This is a genomic window from Bradyrhizobium sp. FW305-F6 (genome assembly GCF_058782905.1).
Genome location: NZ_JBYSYD010000001.1, coordinates 588,974 through 610,222, shown reverse-complemented (window position 1 = coordinate 610,222; position 21,249 = coordinate 588,974). Strand labels below are relative to the sequence as shown.

The following is a 21,249-nucleotide window of genomic DNA, read 5'->3' as shown; positions in this document are numbered from 1 at the left end:
CCGGCCGCCGATCATTGCCGCGAGGCGATGATCTCGAGCGCGCGCGCGCCGGGGATGGCTTCGCCGGCGGAGAGCCTCAGGAAATCGCCGGGCTCGCCGGCGAGCGCCTTGTCGAGCAGCGCCGTGTAGCGACGCCGCGAAATCTCGACCGCGCCAAAGCTCTTCAGATGCTCGGTGACATATTGGGTGTCGAGCAGCTCGAAGCCGCCATGGATGAGCCGCGCGACCAGATGCACCAGCGCGACCTTGGACGCATCGCGCGCGGTGTGGAACATGCTTTCGCCGAAGAAGGCCCGCCCCAAGCTGACGCCGTAGAGGCCGCCGACGAGATCGTCGCCCTGCCAGGCTTCGACGCTATGGCAATGGCCGAGCTCGAAGAGACCGCGATAGAGGTCGCGAATGCGCTTGTTGATCCAGGTGTCCTCGCGCCCTGCTTGCGGCGCGGCGCAGCCGGCGATGGTCGCCTTGAACGCGGTATTGACGGTCACGCGAAAAACGTCCGACCGCACGGTCCGCGCGAGCCGCGAAGCCACGCGAAAGCCGTCGAGCGGGATGACGCCGCGCAGCTCCGGTTCGACCCAGAACAGGGTCGGATCATCGGCGCTTTCCGCCATCGGGAAGATGCCGCAGGCATAGGCGCGCAGCAGCACGGCCGGCGTGATTTCAGAAGGGGCGGAGTCGCGCGACGTCATGGCTTGCCATCATAGCAGGATCGCAATGCGGTTGCGATGGGCGCGCGGCCGGGCCCGGGGTCAGCTCGCGGCGGCGGTGCTGGTCTTGCCGAGGCCTGCGGGCTCGCGGCCGAACTTCAGCACCACCCTGGTCCCGGAATGCGCGCGATCGCGGCCGACGGTGGCATCGAGCTTGGTGGCCATCGCCGCGACGATGCGCTGGCCCATGCCGGTGGAGCGCGGATCGGCCTTGGCGTTGTCGCCGACGCCGTCATCCGTGATCGTAAGCAGGACATCGTCTCCCTGCGAGGTCAGCTCGACATGGATCGGGCCAGCGCCGTCGGGATAGGCGTATTTCACCGCGTTCATCACCAGCTCGTTGACGATGATGCCGACCGCGACCGCGCGGTCCGGATCGATCTCGATCGGCTCGGCCTTCAGCGTCAGGCGCGACATGCGGTTGCCTTCCGCCGACCGCCTGAGATCCTCGAGCAGCGAGTCCAGATACTGATTCAGCACCACGCTCTTCAGGTCCTGCGACGTATAGAGGCGGCGGTGCACCTGCGCGACCGCGGCGACGCGGCCCATCGCGTTTGTCAGCGCCGCCTTGACCTCGTCCTGCGCGGCGGAGCTGGCCTGAAGATGCAGCAGCGAGGCGATGATCTGGAGCGAATTGCCGACGCGGTGGTTGACCTCGCGCAGCAGCATCTCGCGCTCGGCGGCGAGCGCCGCGTAGCGGTCGCGCGAGGCGTGGATCTCGGCTTCGGCTTCCTCGCGCGCCCTCTGCAACTCGGCCTGGCGCAGCGCGCCTTCGGCGGCGACGTGGAGGAGCGGGATGAAATCGCCCTGGACGTCCTTGACGAGATAATCGGCCGCTCCCGCCTTCAGCGCGGTGACCGCGATGCTGGAATCCTGCGACGCCGTGACGAACACGATCGGCGGGGCGTCCGGGATCGCCATGATCTGCTCGAGCGTCTCCAGCCCGTCGAGGCCCGGCATGTACTGATCGAGCGCCACCACATCGATGGCGCCTTCGCTGCCGTTTTGGGCGCAGGCGCGGCGGATGCGCTCGAGCCCTTCCTCGCCGCTGGCGGCATGAACGACGCGATAGCCGCGCCGCGTCAGGCCGCGATCGACCAGGCGCGCCAGCGCGTCGTCGTCATCGATGTAGAGAAGTGTCGGCGTGCGTTGGTTCATGGGGCGGCGGGCGGGACCTGGATGACCGAGAAGAACAGGCCGAGCTGCCGGATGGCATTGGCGAAATTCTCGTAGTTGACGGGTTTGGTGATGTAGACGTTGCAGCCGAGCTCGTAGCAGCGCTTGATTTCCTGGGAATCGTCGGTGGTGGTCAGCACCACCACGGGCGAGGCCTTCAGGTATTTGTTCTCCTTGATCTGCCTCAGGATGTCGATCCCGGTCATGTCGGGGAGGTTGAGGTCGAGCAGGATCAGGAGCGCATTGCCCTTCTGCACGAGGCCTGAGCCGTCGGCGCCGAACAGGTGCCGCATCGCGTCGGTGCCGTTGGTGAACGAGACGATCTCATTGTTGACGCCCGAGCGGCGGATGTTGCGCTCGATCAGGCGGGCGTGGCCCTCGTCGTCCTCGACCATGATGATACTGACAGGCTGGGTCATCAATCTCTGTTCCGGTTGCTCACGTTCCAGGCGATCGGCAGCGTGATCGTGAAGGTGCTGCCCGCGTTCAGTTCCGATGATACCGACATGGTGCCGCCGAGGCGACGCACAAGTGCACGCACATGCGCAAGACCAATGCCCTGGCCAGGCTTGTCCTGGGTTCCGGCGCGGCGGAACAGGTCGAATATCCTCTGGTGATCCTTCGGGTCGATCCCCCGGCCGTTGTCGCTGATCTCGAAGATAGCGTAGCCGAGCTTGGTCCGCCCGCGAATTCTGATCTCGCCGGGCACGCCGTGCCTGAGATATTTGATCGCGTTGTCGATCAGATTGGAGAAGATCTGCTCGAGGGCCAGACGATCGCTCACGAGGTCCGGCAGCGGCTCGAGATGAATCTCGGCCTGCGCCTCGGCCGCCTGGTGCGCCAGCGTCGAGACGATGGCCGAGATCAGCTCCCGTGTGTCGATCTTGACCGGCTGGAATTCGCGCCGGCCCTCGCGGGTGAGGTTGAGGATCGCCGAGATCAGCCGGTCCATCTTGGCGATCGACGACTTGATGAAGCCGAGCGCTTCGGAGAAATCCGCGGAGAGCTGCTTGTCGGCGCCTTCAAGCACAATCTCGCCCGGTCCGGCGGGCGCGAGCGGCGCTCCCTCCGCGGGAACGCGAGCGAGGCCGCCGATGCGGCGGAAGATGTCTCCGCCGAGCTCTTCGAGCTCGCTGGTGAAGCCCATGATGTTGACGAGCGGCGAGCGCAGATCGTGGCTGACGATATAGGCGAAGCGCTGGATTTCCTCGTTGGCCTCGCGCAGGTCAGCCGTGCGCTCGTCGACGATGGATTCCAGGTTGAGGTTGGCATCGCGCAGCCGCGCCTCGGCCTCGTCGCGGCCGAGCGCGGAGCGCCGCACCAGCCAGATCGAGATCAGCGCCAACACCACGACGAAGCCGGACCCGATGCCCGTCATCGAGGCGGCGAGGGTCTGGCTGCGGTCGGCGTTTTCGGAGCGGAGGCGGAACAGACGCTCCTCCTCCTGGATCATCGCAGTCCCGATCGCCGTGATCCTGGTCGTTACGTCCTGTGCCGCGGCCTCGCGAACCACCGCCATGGCCTTGTCCGGCTCGCCTTGCCGGACGAAGGCCATTTCCCGCGCGAACTGGCTGAGGCGGGTCTCGATCGCCGCGCTCAGCTTCTCCACGTTCTCGCGTTGCGCTGGATTGTCGGCACTCAGGCGCGTGAGCTTGTCCAGGGCGGGGATGATGGCGGCCACGGCCTTTTCATGGTCGGCCCTGAAATTGTCCTCCCGGGTCAGCAGGAAGCCGCGGGCGGCGCTTTCAGCGCGCCGGATCTCCAGCAGCAGGGCGTGGGTCTGGTTCTCCACCTCGATGGTATGAACCACCCATTTGCTGTCCTCGCGCGCCTTGTTGACGAGATAGACGGAGCCGGCGCTGATCACGGTCAGCACCAAAAGTCCCGCCGCGAACAGCAGGATCTGCCAAAATGTGCGCCGCCGCTGGGCCTCAGCCGTCACGACGGTTCACCTGCTCATGCTCAGTGGACTGCAAAACGCCCCCTTGGAACTGCCCAACCCTTCCAAACGCGAGTCGGGCCAATCGGTTCCACATGGGAGGGAAATTATCGCGGCGAGGGTTCCGCCTTACCGGCCAGATACTGCTCCAGCCAGTGGATATGATAATCTCCGTTGATGATGTCGTCCTCGCGGACCAGGGCCCGGAACAGCGGCAGCGTGGTCTCGATGCCCTCCACCACCATCTCGTCCAGCGCCCGGCGCAGCCGCATCAGGCACTCTGCGCGGGTTTTTCCGTGGACGATCAGCTTGCCGACCAGCGAATCGTAATAGGGCGGGATCGTGTAGCCCTGATAGACAGCTGAATCGATCCGGACCCCGAGCCCGCCGGGCGGGTGATATTGCAGGATCCGGCCTGGCGAGGGGCGGAAGGTCTGCGGGTTCTCAGCGTTGATGCGGCACTCGATCGCATGGCCGATGACCTGGACCTCGTCCTGCCTGGCCGGCAGGTCGCCGCCGGCGGCGATGCGGATCTGCTCCAGCACGAGGTCGATGTCGGTGATGCTCTCGGTGACGGGATGCTCGACCTGGATGCGGGTGTTCATCTCGATGAAGTAGAACTCGCCGTCCTCGTAGAGGAATTCGATGGTGCCGACGCCGAGATATTTCATCTCGCGCATCGCCTTGGCACAGGTCTCGCCGATCCTGGCCCGCGCGGCGGCAGAGAGAACGGGCGAGGGGCCTTCCTCCCAGACCTTCTGGTGGCGGCGCTGCAACGAGCAATCGCGTTCGCCGAGATGGATGGCGCCGCCGCGGCCGTCGCCGAGGATCTGGATCTCGATATGGCGCGGCCTCTGGAGGTATTTTTCCAGATAGACGGAGGCATCGCCGAAGGCGGATTTGGCCTCGTTGGCCGCCGTCGACAGGGCCACCTGGAGATCGGCCTCGCTGTGCGCGACCTTCATGCCGCGGCCGCCGCCGCCGGCCGCCGCCTTGACCAGCACCGGGAAGCCGATCTGCCTCGCGATCGACATCGCGTCGTCATCAGGGCCGACGGCGCCGTCGGAGCCGGGGACCACGGGGATGCCGAGCCGCCGGGCGGTCTTCTTGGCCTCGATCTTGTCGCCCATCAGGCGGATGTGCTCGGCCTTGGGACCGATGAAATGCAGATTGTGCTCGGAGAGGATCTCCGCAAAGCGCGCGTTCTCGGACAGGAAACCGTAGCCGGGATGCACGGCATCGGCGCCGGTGATCTCGCAGGCCGCGAGCAGCGCCGGCACGTTGAGATAGCTGTCCTTGGACGCCGGCGGCCCGATGCACACGCTCTCGTCCGACAGCCGCACATGCATGGCATCGGCGTCGGCGGTGGAGTGCACGGCGACGGTCGCGATCCCGAGCTCCTTGCAGGCCCGCAGGATGCGAAGGGCGATCTCGCCGCGATTGGCTATGAGGATCTTGTCGAACATATTGTCCTGCAGCGAATGGCGAGTGGCGAATGGCGAGTAGGAAAGGCTGACGCCGTTCGCTATTCGCTATTCCCCGTTCGCGTCACTCAATAATCACCAGCGGCTCGCCGTACTCGACCGGCTGGCCGTCCTCGACCAGGATCTGCGTCACGATGCCTGCGCGCGGCGACGGGATCTGGTTCATCGTCTTCATGGCCTCGATGATCAGCAGGGTCTGGCCGACCGAGACCTTGGCGCCGACGTCGATGAACGGTTTAGCGCCGGGCTCCGGCGCCCAATAGGCGGTGCCGACCATCGGCGAGGTTACGGCGCCCGGGTGCTTGGACAGATCGGCCGCGGCAGGGGCCGGCGCGGCCGCGCTCGCGGCTGCCGGCAGCACGGCGGGAGCGGCGGCCATCGGCATGGTCGCGGCGACGCTGATGTTTCGGGCCACGCGCAGGCGCAGGCCCGCGCGCTCGATCTCGATCTCGGTCAGGCTGGTCTCGTCGAGCAGCAAGGCAAGCTCGCGAACGAGCGCGGAATCCTCGCTGGAAAATTTTGCGGCTGCTTTGTCGTCTGGCTGGCGCGCCATGTTGTTGATCCGAATGTTCTGTTGGAAGGGAGCGTCAGGCGTTGGGCTTGATGCCGAGCTTGGCGGCAAGACCCTGGATGGCGAGGCGGTAGCCCTCGATGCCGAAACCGCAGAGCGAGGCGAAGGCCGCGCGCGCGGTGTAGGAATGGTGACGAAAACTCTCGCGGGCGTGGATGTTGGTCACATGCACCTCGACGGTCGGAATCTGCACCGCGAGCAGCGCATCGTGCAGTGCGACCGAGGTGTGGGAATAGCCGCCGGCATTGATGATGATGCCCTTCATCTTGCGGCGGTGCGCCTCGTGGATGACGTCGATCAGCTCGCCTTCGCGGTTGGACTGCCGGCAGTCGGCCCCGAGGCCAAACGTCGCCGCCGTCTCCCGGCACAGCGCCTCGACGTCAGCCAGCGTCGCATGGCCATACTTTTCGGGCTCGCGCGTCCCCAGCATGTTGAGGTTCGGCCCGTTGAGGACGAGGATCGTGTCGGTTGCAGGTTCGGCCATTCCAATCCCGGACGAGGTGCTTCGGCGTGGCCGGGTTATAGGTAACAATACGCGTGAGGGGAAGCCTTGAAGGGCCTCCGAGGAGCCTTCAATCACCTCATCTCAGGTGCAAAAACCTGTGCGCAAACCACGGAAATTGCTTGTTAACCAGTCGCAGCCGTGGCTGCCGGCAACAGCAAAGGGGGCGGGCATTGCTGCCCGCCCCCTGAGGTTGCCGGTATCCGGCCTTAGCCTTCGATGATGTATACGATTTCGCGCGTCTGCGGACGGACGATCACATACTGGCCGCGGACGAAGATCACTTCATAGCCACGCCACTGCGGGTAGATCTCGACGATCCGGGGTGGCAGCGGGTGAACGCGGACGGATGTCGGGATTGCGGTGCCCACGGAGATGTTGAAGTTGACATTGGTCGTCTCCTCGATCTTGGTCGACTTGATCGCGGAGGAGATCTCGGTCCGCTTCTCGGCGGGCGGTGCCGCCGCGGTCGCGGAGGCGTTGCCCGTCGTGGTTTGGGACTTGCTGTCGGTGGCCGGACGGTTCTCGGCATTGTTGCTCTTGGCGGCGCCACCGGCCTTGTTGTCCTCGGCCTTCATGTCCTTGGTGCCGGACTTGGTCGTCGAGTCCGAGCTCTTGGACTTGTCCATCTGACCCTGTGCGCGGTCATCGGCGCGCTGGTCCTTGGTCGCGCCGGCCTTGTCGTCGGCCGCGTTCTTGTTCATGGCGCCGCCGGAGGACCGCTCGTCCTTCATCGCGCCGGATTTCTCCATGGTGCTGGAGCCGCCGGCCTGGCCGACAGAACCCTTGTCATTGCTCATGGAATCGCGGCCCATCGCGCCGCCGCGCTCGGCAGCGCCACCGGAGGGCTGGGACTGCTGCATCTGTGCGCCACCGGCGCCGCCACCGCTGTCGCGGCCCATGGTGCCCTGCGCGTTCGCCAGACCGGTCCCCGCGACGAGCGCGGCTGCGGCAACCGAAATCATAAAACGGTTCAACATCGAAAATCTCCTCAGGTGTTTATCTGCGTCATTGCCCGCGCCAACAACGAAAGGAGATTTGAGTTGTTCCGGAACATCGGCGGTTCCGCGGCATTTGTTTGTTGAACGCCGGATGAATGACTTTGCGCGAACGCGCCAACATCCGGCGAACGAAAAGGCCGGCTCTTCAGCCGGCCTGTGTGCGTGCACGATGCGTTACAGACGCGATCAGCGCGCCTCTTTCTTCAACAGGTCGCCTTGCCGCAGCGGGCGATGCCGATCTTCTCCTTGAGCGCTTCGACGCCAACGGCGCCGACGACGATCTGCTTGCCGATCACGTAGCTCGGCGTGCCGTTCATGCCCATCGCTTCGGCGAGCTTGAAGTTCTCCTCGATGGTGGCTCGCACCTCGGGACTGGCGATGTCCTTCTCGATTCTCGCAGTGTCGAGCCCGGCTTCCTTCGCCGCCTGCATCGCGCGCGCCTTGTCGGCAGCGCCGCGGCCGTTGAGCAGTCGCTGGTGGAAGTCGAGATATTTCTTGCCCGAGGGGTCCTGCATGCGCACGGCGACTCCGACCTGGGCCGCTTCGACCGAACCCTGGCTCAGCACCGGAAACTCCTTCAGCACGACCTTCAGCTTCGGGTCGCTCTTCATGATGTCGAGCATGTCGCCCATGGCGCGCTTGCAGTAGCCGCAATTGTAGTCGAAGAACTCGACGAAGGTGACGTCGCCATCCTTGTTGCCGAGCACGACCTGGCGCGGCGAGTTGAAGATCGCCTCGGCGTTCTGCGCGATGCTGGCCTCGTGCTTTTGCGTTTCGGCCGCGGCCTGGCGCTTGCTGAGCTCGGCCATGGCCTCCTCGAGCACCTCGGGATGGCTGACGAGATAGTTCTTGATGATCTTCTCGATCTCGGTCCGCTGGGTGTCGGAGAAGCTGTCTGCCGAGGCGGGCGCGGCTGCGCCAAGCAGGGCGAGCGCAAACAATGCAGGAGCAAGCAGGCGCAGCGAAGGCATAGTCAAATCCTCTTATCCAAAGCAGGTTTCGAGAAACGTCCCGGCGGACTTAAGCTCGTGTCGTGACGTCGTGGTAGCGGGCGTCGTTCGAGTTGTGTCAGTTGCGCGGCGGCTTCGCCGCCACGATGTCGTCGGCCTTGACCCATCCGGGCGTGCCGACGGCGAAACGGGTCTTCGCGCGCGTGGCAAGCTCGCGGGCGGTCTTGTTGTCGCCGCGCAGGAAGGCGGCCTGGGCCGAGGCGAGATCGGCCTCCGCATAGTCTCCCTTCCGGCCATGGGCCATTGCGAGCTGGGTGTAGCCGAGCGCCGCTTCGGGCTCTCGGGCCACAGCGGCGCGGAGAATCCGAATGGCGTCGTCCGTGTAGGCCTTATTATCGGTTCCAACCAGAGCCTGCCCAAGTAACATCTCGATGAGGGGGGCGTTGTTGGAGAGTGCGACAGCCTTGCGCAGGGGGGCGATCGCTTCGGCCGCCCTGCCGCTTTCCAGAAGCGCCTGGCCGCGCACCTCGTAGAAATACGGGTTGTTCGGCTGCACCTGGATCAGCGCGTCGATCTGGGCGAGCGCGCTGCGCAGATCCCCATGCAGATAGGTGCTGATGGCGCGGGCATAGCGCGCCGGCAGGCTGTCATTGGTCTGGGGATAGCGGCGGTACACCGTCTCCGGCCGCTCCATGAAAGCGGAAATCTTGGCGCGCACCATGTCGTGGCGGAGCTGGAGAGCGGGCTCGTCCTTCTTGTTCCAGTAGGGACTGGAGCTGGCGAACTCCTGCAGCGAGGCAACGCGCTCGGCCGGCATCGGATGCGACTGGAGATAGGGATCGGCGCCGCGCGAAGCGAACAGGCTCTCACTGGTGAAGCGCTTGAAGGTCTCGTACATGCCCTTCGGCGATTGCTGGGTCGCAGTCAGGAATTTCACCCCGGCGCGGTCGGCGTTCTCCTCCTGCTGGCGCTGGTAGGACAACAGCGTCCGGCGGATCATCTCCTGCGGGGCGGCAATGGCCGCCGCGCCGGCATTGGCCAGGCCGTTGTTGCCGGCGCTGCTGCGCTGGGTGCTGCCCGCTGCGATCGCGCCTGCGCCGAGCAGCATCGCGATGATCATCTGGGTCTGGGCGGTGGCGAGCTGTTCGCGCAGCTTGGACAGATGGCCGCCCGCCAGATGGCCGGTCTCGTGCGCGAGCACGCCGATGATCTGGTTCGGCGTCTCCGACTGGAGCAGCGCGCCCCAATTGACGAAGATGCGCCGGCCGTCCGCGACGAAGGCGTTGAACGAGCTGTCGTTGATGATCACCATCTGGATGTTGTGTTTCTCCAGGCCCGCGACGCGCAGGATCGGGCGGGTGTAGTCGCGCAGCAATTGCTCGGTCTCGGTGTCCCGCAGGACCGGCAGCCCCTTGGCCTGCGCACGCGCGGCCGAGAACGGCGTCAGCGCGATCGTCGCGGCCGTGACGAGGGCGGTGAGGGCGGAAGCCTTCTTGCGCAATGCGATCTGGAGCAACATCAAGCGGTCTTGGTCAAACGGGCTCGGTCAAGGTTTTGGTCGAGGGGTCTTGGTCCAAGGGTTTTGGTCGAGGGGTTTTGGTCAAGCAGTTTCGTGATTGGTTTTGGCGATTGGCGGCGGACCGGATACGCGATATGGCCTATGAGCCGCGCCCCTTATGAGCCGTACATTGCGGCCAGTCTGGGGCGCAAGCGCCCTGTTTCCAAGGACCGGACGGGCCGGTCGCCAGCCAGTAGCAGAAATCGATGCATGATGCGACCTTGAGGAACCGGTTGGGGCAGTGGCTCGAGCCCTCCCGCCGCAGCGATGTTCCGCCCTTCATGGTGATGGATGTCATGGCCGCGGCGGCCCGGATCGAGGCCGCCGGCGGCCATGTCATCCACATGGAGGTCGGGCAGCCCGCCGCGGGCGCTCCTAGGACCGCGATTGCGGCCGCCCACGCGGCGCTCGAGGCTGGGCGGATCGACTATACCTCCGCGCTCGGCATCCCCTCGTTGCGCGCGCGCATTGTCCGACATTATCGCGACACCTATGGCTGCGCCGTCAGTCCCGAGCGGATCGTCGTGACGACCGGGTCCTCCGGCGGCTTCATCCTGGCCTTCCTCTCGATGTTCGAGCCGGGCGACCGCGTCGCCGTGACGGTGCCGGGCTATCCACCATACCGCCACATCCTGACCGCGCTCGGCTGCGAGCCGGTCTTGATCGAGACCACCAACGAGACGCGTCACGCGCTCACCGGCGAGGCGCTGCTCGCCGCCCACCGCAAGGCACCGCTGAAAGGCGTGCTGGTCGGCAGTCCCGCCAATCCGACGGGCACGATGATGTCGCGCGAAGCGCTCGCCGGCCTCATGGCGGCCGCGGAAGACGCCGGCATCCGCTTCATCTCGGATGAAATCTATCACGGGCTCGACTACGCCTTTCCGGCCGTGACGGCGGCGGCACTGTCCGAGCACGCACTCGTGATCAACTCGTTCTCGAAGTATTTCTGCATGACGGGTTGGCGCGTCGGCTGGATGGTCGTGCCCGAGGTTCTGGTGCGGCCGATCGAGCGGCTCCAGCAGAACCTCTCGATCTCGGTGCCCTCGCTATCGCAGATCGCGGCAGAGGCGGCCTTCGACGGCGCGGCCGAGATGGAGGAGATCAAGCACAGCTACCAGGAAAACCGGCGCATTCTGATCGAGGGATTGCCTAAAGCGGGCCTCAGCAAGTTCTTGCCTGCCGACGGTGCATTCTACCTCTATGCCGACGTCTCGGACTTCACTGCGGACAGTTTCGAGTTCGCCCAGCAGATGCTGGAGCAGGCCCGTGTCGCGGCGACGCCGGGCCTCGATTTCGATCCCATCCACGGGCGCTCGTTCGTTCGCTTTTCCTATGCACGTTCTCCTGAAGAGATGCGGGAGGCAGTTGACCGGATTGCTGAGTGGCTTAAATAACCGCGCCAGTTTTCGTCAGCCTTCCGGAGTTCGACTTTGTCTGACCGTTCCGCGCCATCCGCCACTGCACCACATTCTCCTCTCGCCGCCTTGATGTGGCCGACCCGACCGGGCGAAGCCGTTGGCGCGCTGCGTGCCCTGGTGCTGATTGCGCTCGGCACGGCGCTGATGACGCTGTCAGCCAAGGTGAACTTGCCATTGCCCTATGTCCCGATGACGCTGCAGACGCTGGTGGTGCTGATGATCGGCGCCGCCTATGGCTGGCGCCTCGGCAGCGCAACCATGGTCGCCTACCTCGCCGAGGGCGCGATGGGGCTGCCGGTGTTTGCCGGCCCCGTCGGAGGGATTGCTCCGCTCGTCGGCCCGACAGCGGGCTACCTGTTCGGCTTCGTGCTGGCCGCCGCCGTGACCGGCTGGCTCGCCGAGCGCGGCTGGGATCTCGGCGTGACGGCCCTGTTTGCGGCGATGGCCGTCGGCCATATCGTCATTCTGGCAGCCGGGTTCGGCTGGCTGGCATTCGGGCTTGGCCTCGGTGCCGCCAAGGCGTGGCAGGTCGGCATCGTGCCGTTCATTGCGGGCTCGCTGGTCAAGAACGCGCTCGGCGCGACCTTGATGCCGGCGGCACGCCGCATTGTCGAGCGTCGCGGGTAAGAGGCGCAAAAGCGCGATGAGATTGGATCAATCGTCATCGCGCTTTGGATCGTTGCTCAAGCATGATCTATCCGGAAAACCGTTTCGGACTTTTCCGGATCGTGCTTTGGTCTAGAAACGTTCCGGCCGGTACGGCGTCGGATCGACCGCAGGCGTCTCGCCGCTCATCATCTCCGCGAGCAGGCGTCCGGTTGCAGGTCCGAGAGTAAAACCCTGGTGACCGTGGCCGAAGTTCATCCAGAGGCCGGGGTGGCGCGGGGCGCGGCCGAGCACCGGGAGCATGTCGGGCGTGCAGGGCCGCGTGCCGAACCACGGATCCGGCTCGACCCGCTTGCCGAGGTCGATCAGCTCGCGCGCGGAGGCTTCGGCACTGGCGAGCTGCACCGGGGTTGCGAGTGCGTCCGCGCCGGTCAGCTCCGCACCCGTGGTGATGCGGATGCCCCTCGCCATCGGACCCATGGCATAGCCGCCGGTCTTGTCGATCAGCGGCAGGTCGAGCGAAGCGCCGCCGCTGTAGTGCATGTGGTAGCCGCGCTTGCGCACAAGCGGAATGCGGTAGCCGAATTTGTGGAGGAGGTCGGGCGACCACGGCCCGAGCGTCACGACGGCGTTGGCCGCGTCGATGCGGCCTTGGTCGGTGTCGACCGACCAGCCGGTCGCGGTCTGTTGCAGCGACTGCGCATCGCCGAGCACGATTCTGCCGCCGAGACGCTCGAACAACTCGGCATAGGCCGTGACCAGCGCGCCGGGATCGGACACCGTCCAGGTGTCGAGCCAGTGGATCGCTCCCGGAAGATCGTCGCGCAGGATCGGCTCGGCCCTGGCCAACTCGCTGCCCGACAGCACGCGAAAGTTTACGCCGAACTCGAGATGATCTTCCTCCGCAGCCTTGATCGAGAGATCAAGTGACGCGCGGTCGCGGTACAGCGCGCGGTAGCCGGCGCGGCGGATCAGGTTGTCGGCATGCGCCTCGCGAATGAGGATGTCGTGCTCGGTCGTCGCGTAGGCGATCAGCCGGGCCCACGCCGCGATCGCCTCGCGATGCCGCTTCGGCGCCGAATGCCACCAATAGCGGAGCAGGGGCTCCACGTGGAGGTGGAGGGAGGAGAGGCTGTAGCGCACGTCGTTGGTGCGGCCGGTCGCGATCTTCAAGAGCGAAGCGAGATCGCGCGGCATCGCATAGGGGCGTACCGCTTCCGCCTGGATCATTCCGGCATTGCCGTAGCTGGTCTCGCGGCCCGGCTCCTTACGATCGACCAGCGTGACTGACCAGCCGCGTTTCTGCAGATGCAGCGCAGCACCCACGCCCACCATGCCGCCGCCGAGAATGATCGCGCCTTGCATCGCAGCTGACCTCACCAAATCAAAACCGCCCGGCTTGGCCGGGCGGTTTCAACTCCAATCTTCCCTTTACTCGCCGCCACCGAAACGGCGTGACCACCAGCCGGCACGTCGCGGAGCGGCCGGAGTTTCGCTGGCGGCCTCCGGTGCGGGCTCAGGTGCAGGGGCAGCAACCGCTTCGGTCGCCTGCGCCGCAGGCATTGCGGGCTCGGGCTGGCTGTTCAGCACGAAGCTCACCTTTTCGCGGACGGTGGAGCGGCGCCGCGCGGCCTTGTCGCCGGCCTCGTCTTCCGGCGCTGCGGTCGTCGTCGCGGGAGCCGGCGGCTCTGGCTCTGCTGGCGCCTCGGTTCGCATGTCGGCGCGCGGCTCGGGTTCCACGACCTGCGGCTGGACGGAGCGCTCGGCCTGGGTGTCCCTGGTTGAGGTATCGACCTCAGCGTGCTCGGCCTGCGCGATCAAGGGCGAAGCCTCGCTGGAGGAGCCGTCGAAATCGGCGACGGCCTCGGCAGCTTCGGGGGGTGGACTGGCACCGAGTTCGTCGCTGATGGAGCCCGCAAGACCTTCCTCACCGGCACCGCGCCGACGGCGTCCGCCGCGGCGACCACGCCGGCGCCGGCGATCGCCGCTGCCCTGCTGTTCGCCACGGGCCGCCTGCTCGTCGCCTTCCTCGCCGTCCTGTTCGGACTCGGCCTCGTCCTCGGCTTCACCGGCGATCATCGCCGGCTCGGGCAGGCTGGCCGGCGTATCCTCGCGCAACTCACCGTCGCGCTGGGCACCGCGGCCGCGCCGGCGGCGGCGGCGCTTGCGGCGCTGGCCGTCCTGATCCGAGGCGGCATCGCCGGCAGCCTGCTCATCGGCAAGACCTTCGGTCTCCTCGGTTTCGACCTCGGCTTCGGTCTCGATGTCGAAGCCGTCTTCGTCGTCATAGGCCTCTTCGACCTGCGGCGGCGGGCTCGCAGCGGCTTGCGCCACGAGCAGCGCCTTGGCGGCTTCGAGCGTGTGCACCTGCTCGCCGCGGTCGATCACATAAGCCTGCGGGCCGCTGACGCTCGCGTCGGCGATGACCGAGAGCGTGACCTTGAAGCCGTTCTCGAGGTCGCGCAGATGGCCGCGCTTGTGGTTCAGCACATAAAGCGCGACGTCGGTGCGGGTGCGGACCACGAGATTGTGGGTTGCGCCCTTCATCAGGATCTCTTCGAGACCGCGCAGCAGCTGCAGCGCGACCGAGGACACCGAGCGGACGTGGCCGGTGCCGCCGCAATGCGGGCACGGATCGGTCGAGCTCTCCAGCACGCTGGCGCGGATGCGCTGGCGCGACATCTCGAGCAGGCCGAAATGCGAGATGCGGCCGACCTGGATGCGCGCGCGATCCTGCCGGAGGCAATCGGACAGCTTGCGCTCGACCGCGCGGTTGTTGCGCTTCTCGTCCATGTCGATGAAATCGATGACGATCAGGCCGGCGAGGTCGCGCAGGCGGAGCTGGCGGGCGACCTCTTCGGCCGCTTCCAGATTGGTCTTGAGCGCGGTGTCCTCGATGTGGTGCTCGCGGGTCGATCGTCCGGAGTTGACGTCGATCGAGACCAGCGCTTCGGTTTGGTTGATGACGATGTAGCCGCCGGAGCGCAATTGCACGGTCGGCGAGAACATCGCATCGAGCTGACTCTCGACGCCCATGCGCGAGAACAGCGGCTGACCGTCCCGATACTGCTTCACCGCGCCGACATTGGCGGGCATCAGCATCTTCATGAAGTCGCGCGCCTCGCGGTAACCGGCCTCGCCGGCAACCTGAATCTCGTCGATCTCCTTGTTGTAGAGGTCGCGCAGCGAGCGCTTGATCAACGAGCCTTCCTCGTAGACGAGGGTCGGGGCCTGCGACTTCAGCGTGAGGTCGCGCACCGTCTCCCACATCCGGATCAGGTATTCGAAATCGCGCTTGATCTCGGGCTTGGTGCGGGCGGCGCCCGCCGTGCGCAGGATGATCCCCATGCCCTCGGGCACGTCGAGATCCTGCACCACTTCCTTGAGGCGGGAGCGGTCCTGCGCGCTGGTGATCTTGCGGCTGATGCCGCCGCCGCGCGCGGTGTTGGGCATCAGGACGGCGTAGCGGCCGGCCAGCGAGAGGTAGGTCGTCAGCGCCGCGCCCTTGTTGCCGCGCTCTTCCTTGACGACCTGCACCAGCATCACCTGGCGGCGCTTGATGACTTCCTGGATCTTGTACTGGCGACGCGGACGGAAGGTGCGCTCCGGCACTTCCTCCAGCACGTCGTCGCCGCCGACGGATTCGACAACCTCTTCTTCGGCTTCCTCGTCCTCGTCCTCGTCGTCTTCGTCGTCCTCGCCGGCTGTTTCGGCATGCGAGGGTTCAGGGCTCGCGGCGGCGTAGACGGCATCGGCCGGCTCGGCGACCGACGTCACGGCGTCCGCCAGAGGTTCCACGTGCGCTTCCACGGCATGAGCTTCGGGGGCAGGGGTCTCGAAGGTCTGGACCGGCTGCGACTCGGCAACGGTCTCGACCACGGGCTCGGCGCCGACTGCTGCGACGGGCGCAGCGGTCTCGTCGGCATGATCATGGCCGTCATGATCGCGCTCGCCCTCAAAACCGGGGGCGTCACGATCGTGGGCGTGATGGTGCTCGTCACCCTGGGCGTGGTGATGGTCGTCATGATCATGATCGTGATCGCCATGATCGTGATCGTGGCCCTCGTGCTCGCCGTGATGCTCCGCATCGGCGTGCAGATGCTCGCCCTCGAGCAGCTCGCCTTCGACCGGCTGGGCGACCGGATCGGCGCCGGCGTCTAGGCCTTCGACGATGTCGCTGCGCACGCGCTCGCCCTGACCGCGGCGGCGGGCGTTGCGGTGGCGCGAACGGCGACGGCCGTGCGAGCGGTTCTCGCTCTCTTCCTCGGCCTCGCGATGGGCCTGTTCCTCGGCCTCGATCAGCGCCTGCCGGTCGGCGACCGGGATCTGGTAATAGTCGGGATGGATTTCGCTGAAGGCGAGAAAGCCGTGGCGGTTGCCGCCATATTCGACGAAGGCGGCCTGGAGCGAGGGTTCGACCCTTGTGACCTTGGCGAGGTAGATATTCCCGCGCAGTTGCTTGCGTTGCGCGGTCTCGAAATCAAACTCTTCGACGCGATTGCCGCGGACCACGACGACCCGGGTCTCTTCCGGGTGGGTGGCATCGATCAACATCTTGTTGGGCATGTCTTAACTCTTGGCGGCGACAGGCGCTAATCACCGTGGGCGCGATCTGCGCTGCCGGGTGATGCGACGGTCCACCTGATTCGGGGGTGAGGGGAAGGCCGAAACGCCGTCTCTCGCGCCTTGCCGAACCGGAAGCTTCAGGACCAAGGCGGCGCGCGGGATTGTCACTCCGCAGCGTCGCGAATGCTCCTTCAGATTTCGTCGGCACAGTCTGGCGCATCAAGCGTCGGCCCGTATGAAACATTGGGCGGCGAGGCCGCCCTTCAATCTTTGCTGCTGGCCAGGCACGGCGCGAGCGCGCTCGCCTTGGGGATCACGAACCGCTCCCTTGGGACCAAAGAACTTGGGACCAAGGAACCGGGTAATTGGTTACGCCGCTGTCAGAACTGTCCCGGCAACATGAGTGGTAACCCGAGACCGTCCACCGCCGGGGCTTGACCCCGCTCCACCTCGCTGCCGCGCACCGCGCTGGTCGTTGAGGGAAGCGGAAAACGCTGGAATTCCCAAACCTTGGGAGCTCCGGCGCTGCACCGGGAGGCTGAATGCGACACAACCGAAAATATCGGCCGTCAGCATTCCGTACATACGAGGAATGGGCCAGCCGTGCAAGGGAGCGTCGCACGGCGGTCACAGTCGGCGAGTTTCGCGCGTCCGTCACTAAGGATCGATTAACCCTGTGGTTCTATTGCGTTACAGAGAGCTGCTCGGAGGCACGGAATCAGTGGCGAGCCGCACAAATCGACGGGTTTTGCTGGGAGGCGTGCTGCTGTGCCTCGCGGCATTGCCGTGCGCTGATTCTTCTCGCCTGATTGCCGCGGAAGGCCAGCCGCAACCCACTGTTGCAGCGGCCAATTTTCCAATCGCCTCGGCCGCCCGACTGGCCGGTGACGGCAGGCAGACCCGTTTCATCCTCGATCTCGACCGGTCCGTCACCTTCCGCGCCGTCACGCTGGCCGATCCCTACCGCGTGGTCGTGGACGTGCCGCAGATCAATTTTCAGCTGCCGGCGGGCACCGGCGGCGGCGGGCGGGGGCTGGTCAGGGCGTTCCGTTACGGGCTGGTTATGCCCGGTGGCTCGCGAATCGTGTTCGACCTGACGGGGCCGGCGAAGATCGCCAAGTCCTATGTCGTCGAGGCCGCCAACGGCCAACCGGCTCGGTTCGTGCTCGAGATGGAGGAGGTCGATCGTGCCGCCTTCATGGCGTCGCTCGCCCCTGAAAGCCGTCCCGAGCTGCGGCCGGCGATCGCGGAGGCGCCACCCGCCACGGCTCCCACCGCAGTAGCTCCGGAAGCCGCGCAGCCGAAGGCCGACAGCCGTCCGGTGGTCGTGATCGATCCCGGTCATGGCGGCATCGATAACGGGACGCAGTCGAGCGGCGAGAGCGAGAAGAACCTGGTGCTGGCCTTTGGCCGGGCGCTCCGGGACAAGCTGGAGAAGGCCGGCAAGTACCGCGTGGTGATGACGCGCGATGACGACACCTTCATTCCCCTCGGCGACCGCACCAAGATCGCCCGCAATCACAAGGCGGCGCTGTTCGTCTCGATACATGCCGATGCGCTGCCGCGCGCAGAGGGCGATGCCCAGGGCGCGACCATCTATACGCTCTCCGACAAGGCCTCCGACGCCGAGGCCCAGCGGCTGGCCGATGCGGAGAACCGAGCCGATGCGATCGCCGGCTTCAACCTCGCGGAGGAGCCGACCGACGTCGCCGACATCCTGATCGACCTTACGCAGCGCGAAACCCGCACCTTTTCAAACCGTTTTGCCCGCCTCTTGATGGGTGAAATGAAGGCGACGGTGCGGATGCACAAGCATCCGTTGAAGTCGGCCGGCTTCCGTGTCCTGAAGGCGCCCGACGTGCCCTCGGTGCTGGTCGAGATCGGCTATGTCTCCAACAAAGCGGACCTCGAGCACCTGGTCTCCGAGGGCTGGCGGTCCAAGGCCGTGGGCTCGATGGCACAGGCGATCGACGCATTCCTGACCAAGCGGATGGCCACGGCCGGCAACGCGAACTGAAATCTCCCTGCCGCCCCAAAGGCCCTAGTTTGGCCACAGCGGACGCTTTATAAAAACGGCGCAGGGGGTTCCGGAATCGGCGAGAATCCCGTTCGGCAAGCGTCTTAAGTCCGGCCTTGATGTGATTGTGTAAGCCGGTGAATTCGCGACGAGAGGTTGGCGCCAGTTTGGGTGCCGGTTTTTAGGTCCATTGGGGCTGATACTAGGCTGATCCAGAGTTTGAACGGATAAACAGATAATGCGCTTGCTGGTGCGGTTCATGGGCTTCCTGTTCGCCGCGGGAACTGTGGTGTTCCTTGTCGGTGTCGGGGCCGTGGCAGGCCTGATCTGGCATTTCTCCAAGGACTTGCCGGATTACTCTCAGCTTCAGGATTACGAGCCGCCGGTGATGACGCGCGTGCACGCGGTCGACGGTTCGCTGGTCGGGGAATACGCCAAGGAGCGGCGGCTGTACCTGCCGATCCAGGCCGTGCCAAAGCTCGTGATCAACGCGTTCCTCGCGGCCGAGGACAAGAATTTCTACGAACATGGCGGCATCGACTACACCGGCATGGCGCGCGCGGGTCTGGTCTACATCCAGAACTACGGCTCCAACCGCCGTCCGCAGGGCGCCTCCACGATCACCCAGCAGGTCGCCAAGAACTTCCTGCTCACCAACGAGGTCTCCTTCGCCCGCAAGATCAAGGAAGCCTTGCTGGCGATGCGCATCGAGAAGACCTATTCGAAGGACAAGATCCTCGAACTGTACCTGAACGAAATCTATCTCGGCCTCGGAGCCTATGGCATCGCCGCCGCCTCGCTGGTCTATTTCGACAAGTCGGTGAACGAGCTCACGGTGGCGGAAGCGTCCTATCTGGCCGCGTTGCCGAAGATGCCGACGACCCTGCATCCGGTCCGGAACCGCGACCGCGCCATCGAGCGCCGCAACTACGTCGTCGACCGCATGCTGGAGAATGGCTGGATCAAGCAGGCCGACGCCGACAAGGCGCGCAAGGAGTCCCTTGGCGTCACCAGCCGTTCCAACGGCGCCCACACCTTCGCCGGCGAGTATTTTGCCGAGGAGGTCCGCCGCGACATCTTCGAGCGCTATGGCGAGAAGAAGCTCTATGAGGGCGGCTTGTCGGTCCGCACCACGCTCGATCCAAAAATTCAGGTCATGGCGCGCAAGGCCATGGTCACCGGCCTCGTCAACTATGACGAGCAGCAGGGCTATCGCGGCGCCATCAGCAAGCTCGACATTTCCGGCGATTGGGGGGTGAAGCTCGCCGAGATCAAGTCGCTCTCCGACATCTCGCCGTGGCGCATGGCCGTGGTGCTGGAGACCAGCGATCAGTCGGCACGAATCGGCTTCCAGCCGGGCCGTGAGCTCGGCGGCGCCGTGAGCAAGCAGCGCGAGACCGGCATCGTTACGGTCGACGGCGTGCGCTGGGCGCGGCCGCTGCAGGGCAGCACGAGAGGCAAGTCGCCGAGCGCGGTGTCGCAAGTGCTCCAGCCCGGCGACGTCATCTATGCCGATCCGCTCTACAAGGACGGCCACCCCGTGGAGGGCCAGTACCGGCTTCGCCAGATTCCGGAAGTGTCCGGCGCGATGGTTGCGATGGATCCCTGGACCGGCCGCGTGCTCGCGATGGTCGGCGGCTTCTCCTTCGATCAGAGCCAGTTCAATCGTGCGACGCAGGCCTATCGGCAGCCGGGTTCGTCGTTCAAGCCGATCGTCTATTCGGCTGCGCTCGACAACGGCTACACGCCGTCGACGGTCGTGCTCGATGCGCCCATCGAAATCGACCAGGGGCAGGGCGCCGGCGTGTGGCGGCCGGAAAACTTCTCCTCGGGCAAGTTCCAGGGACCGGTGACGCTGCGCAATGCGCTGCGGCAGTCGCTCAACACCGTGACGGTGCGCCTCGCGCAGGACATCGGCATGCCCTTGATCGGCGAATATTCCCGCCGCTTCGGCGTCTATGACGAGCTTCCGAACTATCTCTCCTACGCGCTCGGCGCCGGCGAGACCACGGCGATGCGCATGGTCACGGCCTATTCGATGCTCGCCAATGGCGGTCGCCGGGTGAAGCCGACGCTTATCGACCGCATCCAGGACCGCTACGGCCACACCATCTTCAAGCACGACCAGCGCGAATGCCGCGGCTGCGACGCGCCGGGCGGCTGGAAGAACCAGCCCGAGCCGCAGCTGATCGACCGCCGCGAGCAGGTTCTGGATCCGATGACCGCCTATCAGATCACCGAGCTGATGGAGGGCGTGGTCCAGATGGGCACCGCGACGGTGATCAAGGAGGTCGGCAAGCCGGTCGCCGGCAAGACCGGCACCACCAACGAGGCCAAGGACGCCTGGTTCGTCGGCTTCTCCCCTGACATCGCAGTCGCGGTTTACATGGGCTATGACAAGCCGCGCCCGCTCGGCAAGGGCAATGCCGCGACCGGCGGCCATCTCGCCGCGCCGATCGTGCGCGACTTCCTCAAGCTCGCGCTCGCCGACAAGCCTGCGGTTCCGTTCAAGGTGCCAGCCGGCATCAAGCTCGTCCGCGTCGTCGCCAAGACCGGCATGCGCGCCGGCCCCGGCGAGACCGGCGGAACCATCCTTGAAGCCTTCAAGCCGGGCACCGCGCCGCCGGACAATTATTCGGTCATCGGCGTCGCCGACGCCGATGGGCGCGGCATGCCGATGTCGCAGCAGCAGCAACCGGATTCCGGCTTCCTGATGCGGCCGGGTACCGGCGGATTGTGGTAGGCCGCGGA

At 65.8% G+C, this 21,249-nt stretch carries 16 protein-coding genes; 4 read left to right on the top strand and 12 right to left on the bottom strand.

Going from position 1 to position 21,249, the window contains the following annotated elements:
• Positions 1–11 precede the first annotated feature (11 nt).
• The 10 genes from aat to AC3WLX_RS02940 form a co-directional block, all read right to left on the bottom strand.
• The gene (aat, locus tag AC3WLX_RS02985) at positions 12–692 is read right to left on the bottom strand and encodes a leucyl/phenylalanyl-tRNA--protein transferase (protein WP_492334631.1); all 681 of its coding nucleotides are present in this window, start codon (positions 690–692) and stop codon (positions 12–14) included.
• A 60-nt stretch (positions 693–752) separates the two neighbouring features.
• A complete protein-coding gene (locus AC3WLX_RS02980; protein ID WP_291629051.1) occupies positions 753–1,868 on the bottom strand; it encodes a sensor histidine kinase in 1,116 nt (371 codons plus the stop codon).
• Entirely contained in the window at positions 1,865–2,305 is a 441-nt protein-coding gene (locus AC3WLX_RS02975; RefSeq protein WP_291629049.1) for a response regulator, read from the bottom strand. The genes AC3WLX_RS02980 and AC3WLX_RS02975 overlap by 4 nt, the downstream gene beginning before the upstream one ends.
• Entirely contained in the window at positions 2,305–3,828 is a 1,524-nt protein-coding gene (locus tag AC3WLX_RS02970) for a sensor histidine kinase (RefSeq protein WP_492334630.1), read from the bottom strand. The genes AC3WLX_RS02975 and AC3WLX_RS02970 overlap by 1 nt, the downstream gene beginning before the upstream one ends.
• Positions 3,829–3,932: 104 nt before the next feature.
• Positions 3,933–5,291, bottom strand: a complete 1,359-nt coding sequence (accC, locus tag AC3WLX_RS02965) for an acetyl-CoA carboxylase biotin carboxylase subunit (RefSeq protein ID WP_492334629.1) — start codon at positions 5,289–5,291, stop codon at positions 3,933–3,935.
• Positions 5,292–5,373: 82 nt separating this feature from the next.
• On the bottom strand, positions 5,374–5,862 hold the full coding sequence (gene accB, locus AC3WLX_RS02960) for an acetyl-CoA carboxylase biotin carboxyl carrier protein (RefSeq protein WP_492334628.1): 489 nt from the start codon (positions 5,860–5,862) through the stop codon (positions 5,374–5,376).
• A gap of 34 nt (positions 5,863–5,896) precedes the next feature.
• Positions 5,897–6,364 carry a type II 3-dehydroquinate dehydratase gene (aroQ, locus tag AC3WLX_RS02955; protein WP_492334627.1) on the bottom strand — a complete coding sequence of 156 codons (468 nt, stop codon included), beginning with the start codon at positions 6,362–6,364 and terminating at the stop codon, positions 5,897–5,899.
• A 227-nt stretch (positions 6,365–6,591) separates the two neighbouring features.
• Positions 6,592–7,362 carry a DUF1236 domain-containing protein gene (locus AC3WLX_RS02950; RefSeq protein WP_492334626.1) on the bottom strand — a complete coding sequence of 257 codons (771 nt, stop codon included), beginning with the start codon at positions 7,360–7,362 and terminating at the stop codon, positions 6,592–6,594.
• A gap of 224 nt (positions 7,363–7,586) precedes the next feature.
• On the bottom strand, positions 7,587–8,354 hold the full coding sequence (locus AC3WLX_RS02945; RefSeq protein WP_492334625.1) for a DsbA family protein: 768 nt from the start codon (positions 8,352–8,354) through the stop codon (positions 7,587–7,589).
• A 97-nt stretch (positions 8,355–8,451) separates the two neighbouring features.
• Positions 8,452–9,852, bottom strand: coding sequence for a M48 family metalloprotease (locus tag AC3WLX_RS02940; protein ID WP_492334624.1), 1,401 nt, complete (start codon positions 9,850–9,852; stop codon positions 8,452–8,454).
• 245 nt (positions 9,853–10,097) lie between these two features.
• Here AC3WLX_RS02940 and AC3WLX_RS02935 point away from each other — a divergent pair, with 245 nt between their 5' ends.
• Both AC3WLX_RS02935 and AC3WLX_RS02930 read left to right on the top strand, forming a co-directional pair.
• Positions 10,098–11,285, top strand: a complete 1,188-nt coding sequence (locus AC3WLX_RS02935) for a pyridoxal phosphate-dependent aminotransferase (protein ID WP_492334623.1) — start codon at positions 10,098–10,100, stop codon at positions 11,283–11,285.
• Between the two features lie 93 nt (positions 11,286–11,378).
• Entirely contained in the window at positions 11,379–11,936 is a 558-nt protein-coding gene (locus AC3WLX_RS02930; protein WP_492334622.1) for a biotin transporter BioY, read from the top strand.
• 111 nt (positions 11,937–12,047) lie between these two features.
• Here AC3WLX_RS02930 and AC3WLX_RS02925 read toward each other — a convergent pair whose 3' ends face one another.
• Positions 12,048–13,280 (bottom strand): NAD(P)/FAD-dependent oxidoreductase, encoded by a 1,233-nt coding sequence (locus AC3WLX_RS02925; protein ID WP_492334621.1) that lies wholly within the window; start codon positions 13,278–13,280, stop codon positions 12,048–12,050.
• 66 nt (positions 13,281–13,346) lie between these two features.
• A complete protein-coding gene (locus AC3WLX_RS02920) occupies positions 13,347–16,481 on the bottom strand; it encodes an Rne/Rng family ribonuclease (protein WP_492334620.1) in 3,135 nt (1,044 codons plus the stop codon).
• 721 nt (positions 16,482–17,202) lie between these two features.
• On the opposite strand from AC3WLX_RS02920, the gene AC3WLX_RS02915 reads away from it, so the two are divergent.
• Together AC3WLX_RS02915 and AC3WLX_RS02910 are read left to right on the top strand one after the other, a co-directional pair.
• Positions 17,203–18,498, top strand: a complete 1,296-nt coding sequence (locus AC3WLX_RS02915) for an N-acetylmuramoyl-L-alanine amidase (RefSeq protein ID WP_492334619.1) — start codon at positions 17,203–17,205, stop codon at positions 18,496–18,498.
• 238 nt (positions 18,499–18,736) lie between these two features.
• A complete protein-coding gene (locus AC3WLX_RS02910; RefSeq protein WP_492334618.1) occupies positions 18,737–21,241 on the top strand; it encodes a penicillin-binding protein 1A in 2,505 nt (834 codons plus the stop codon).
• Positions 21,242–21,249: the final 8 nt, after the last annotated feature.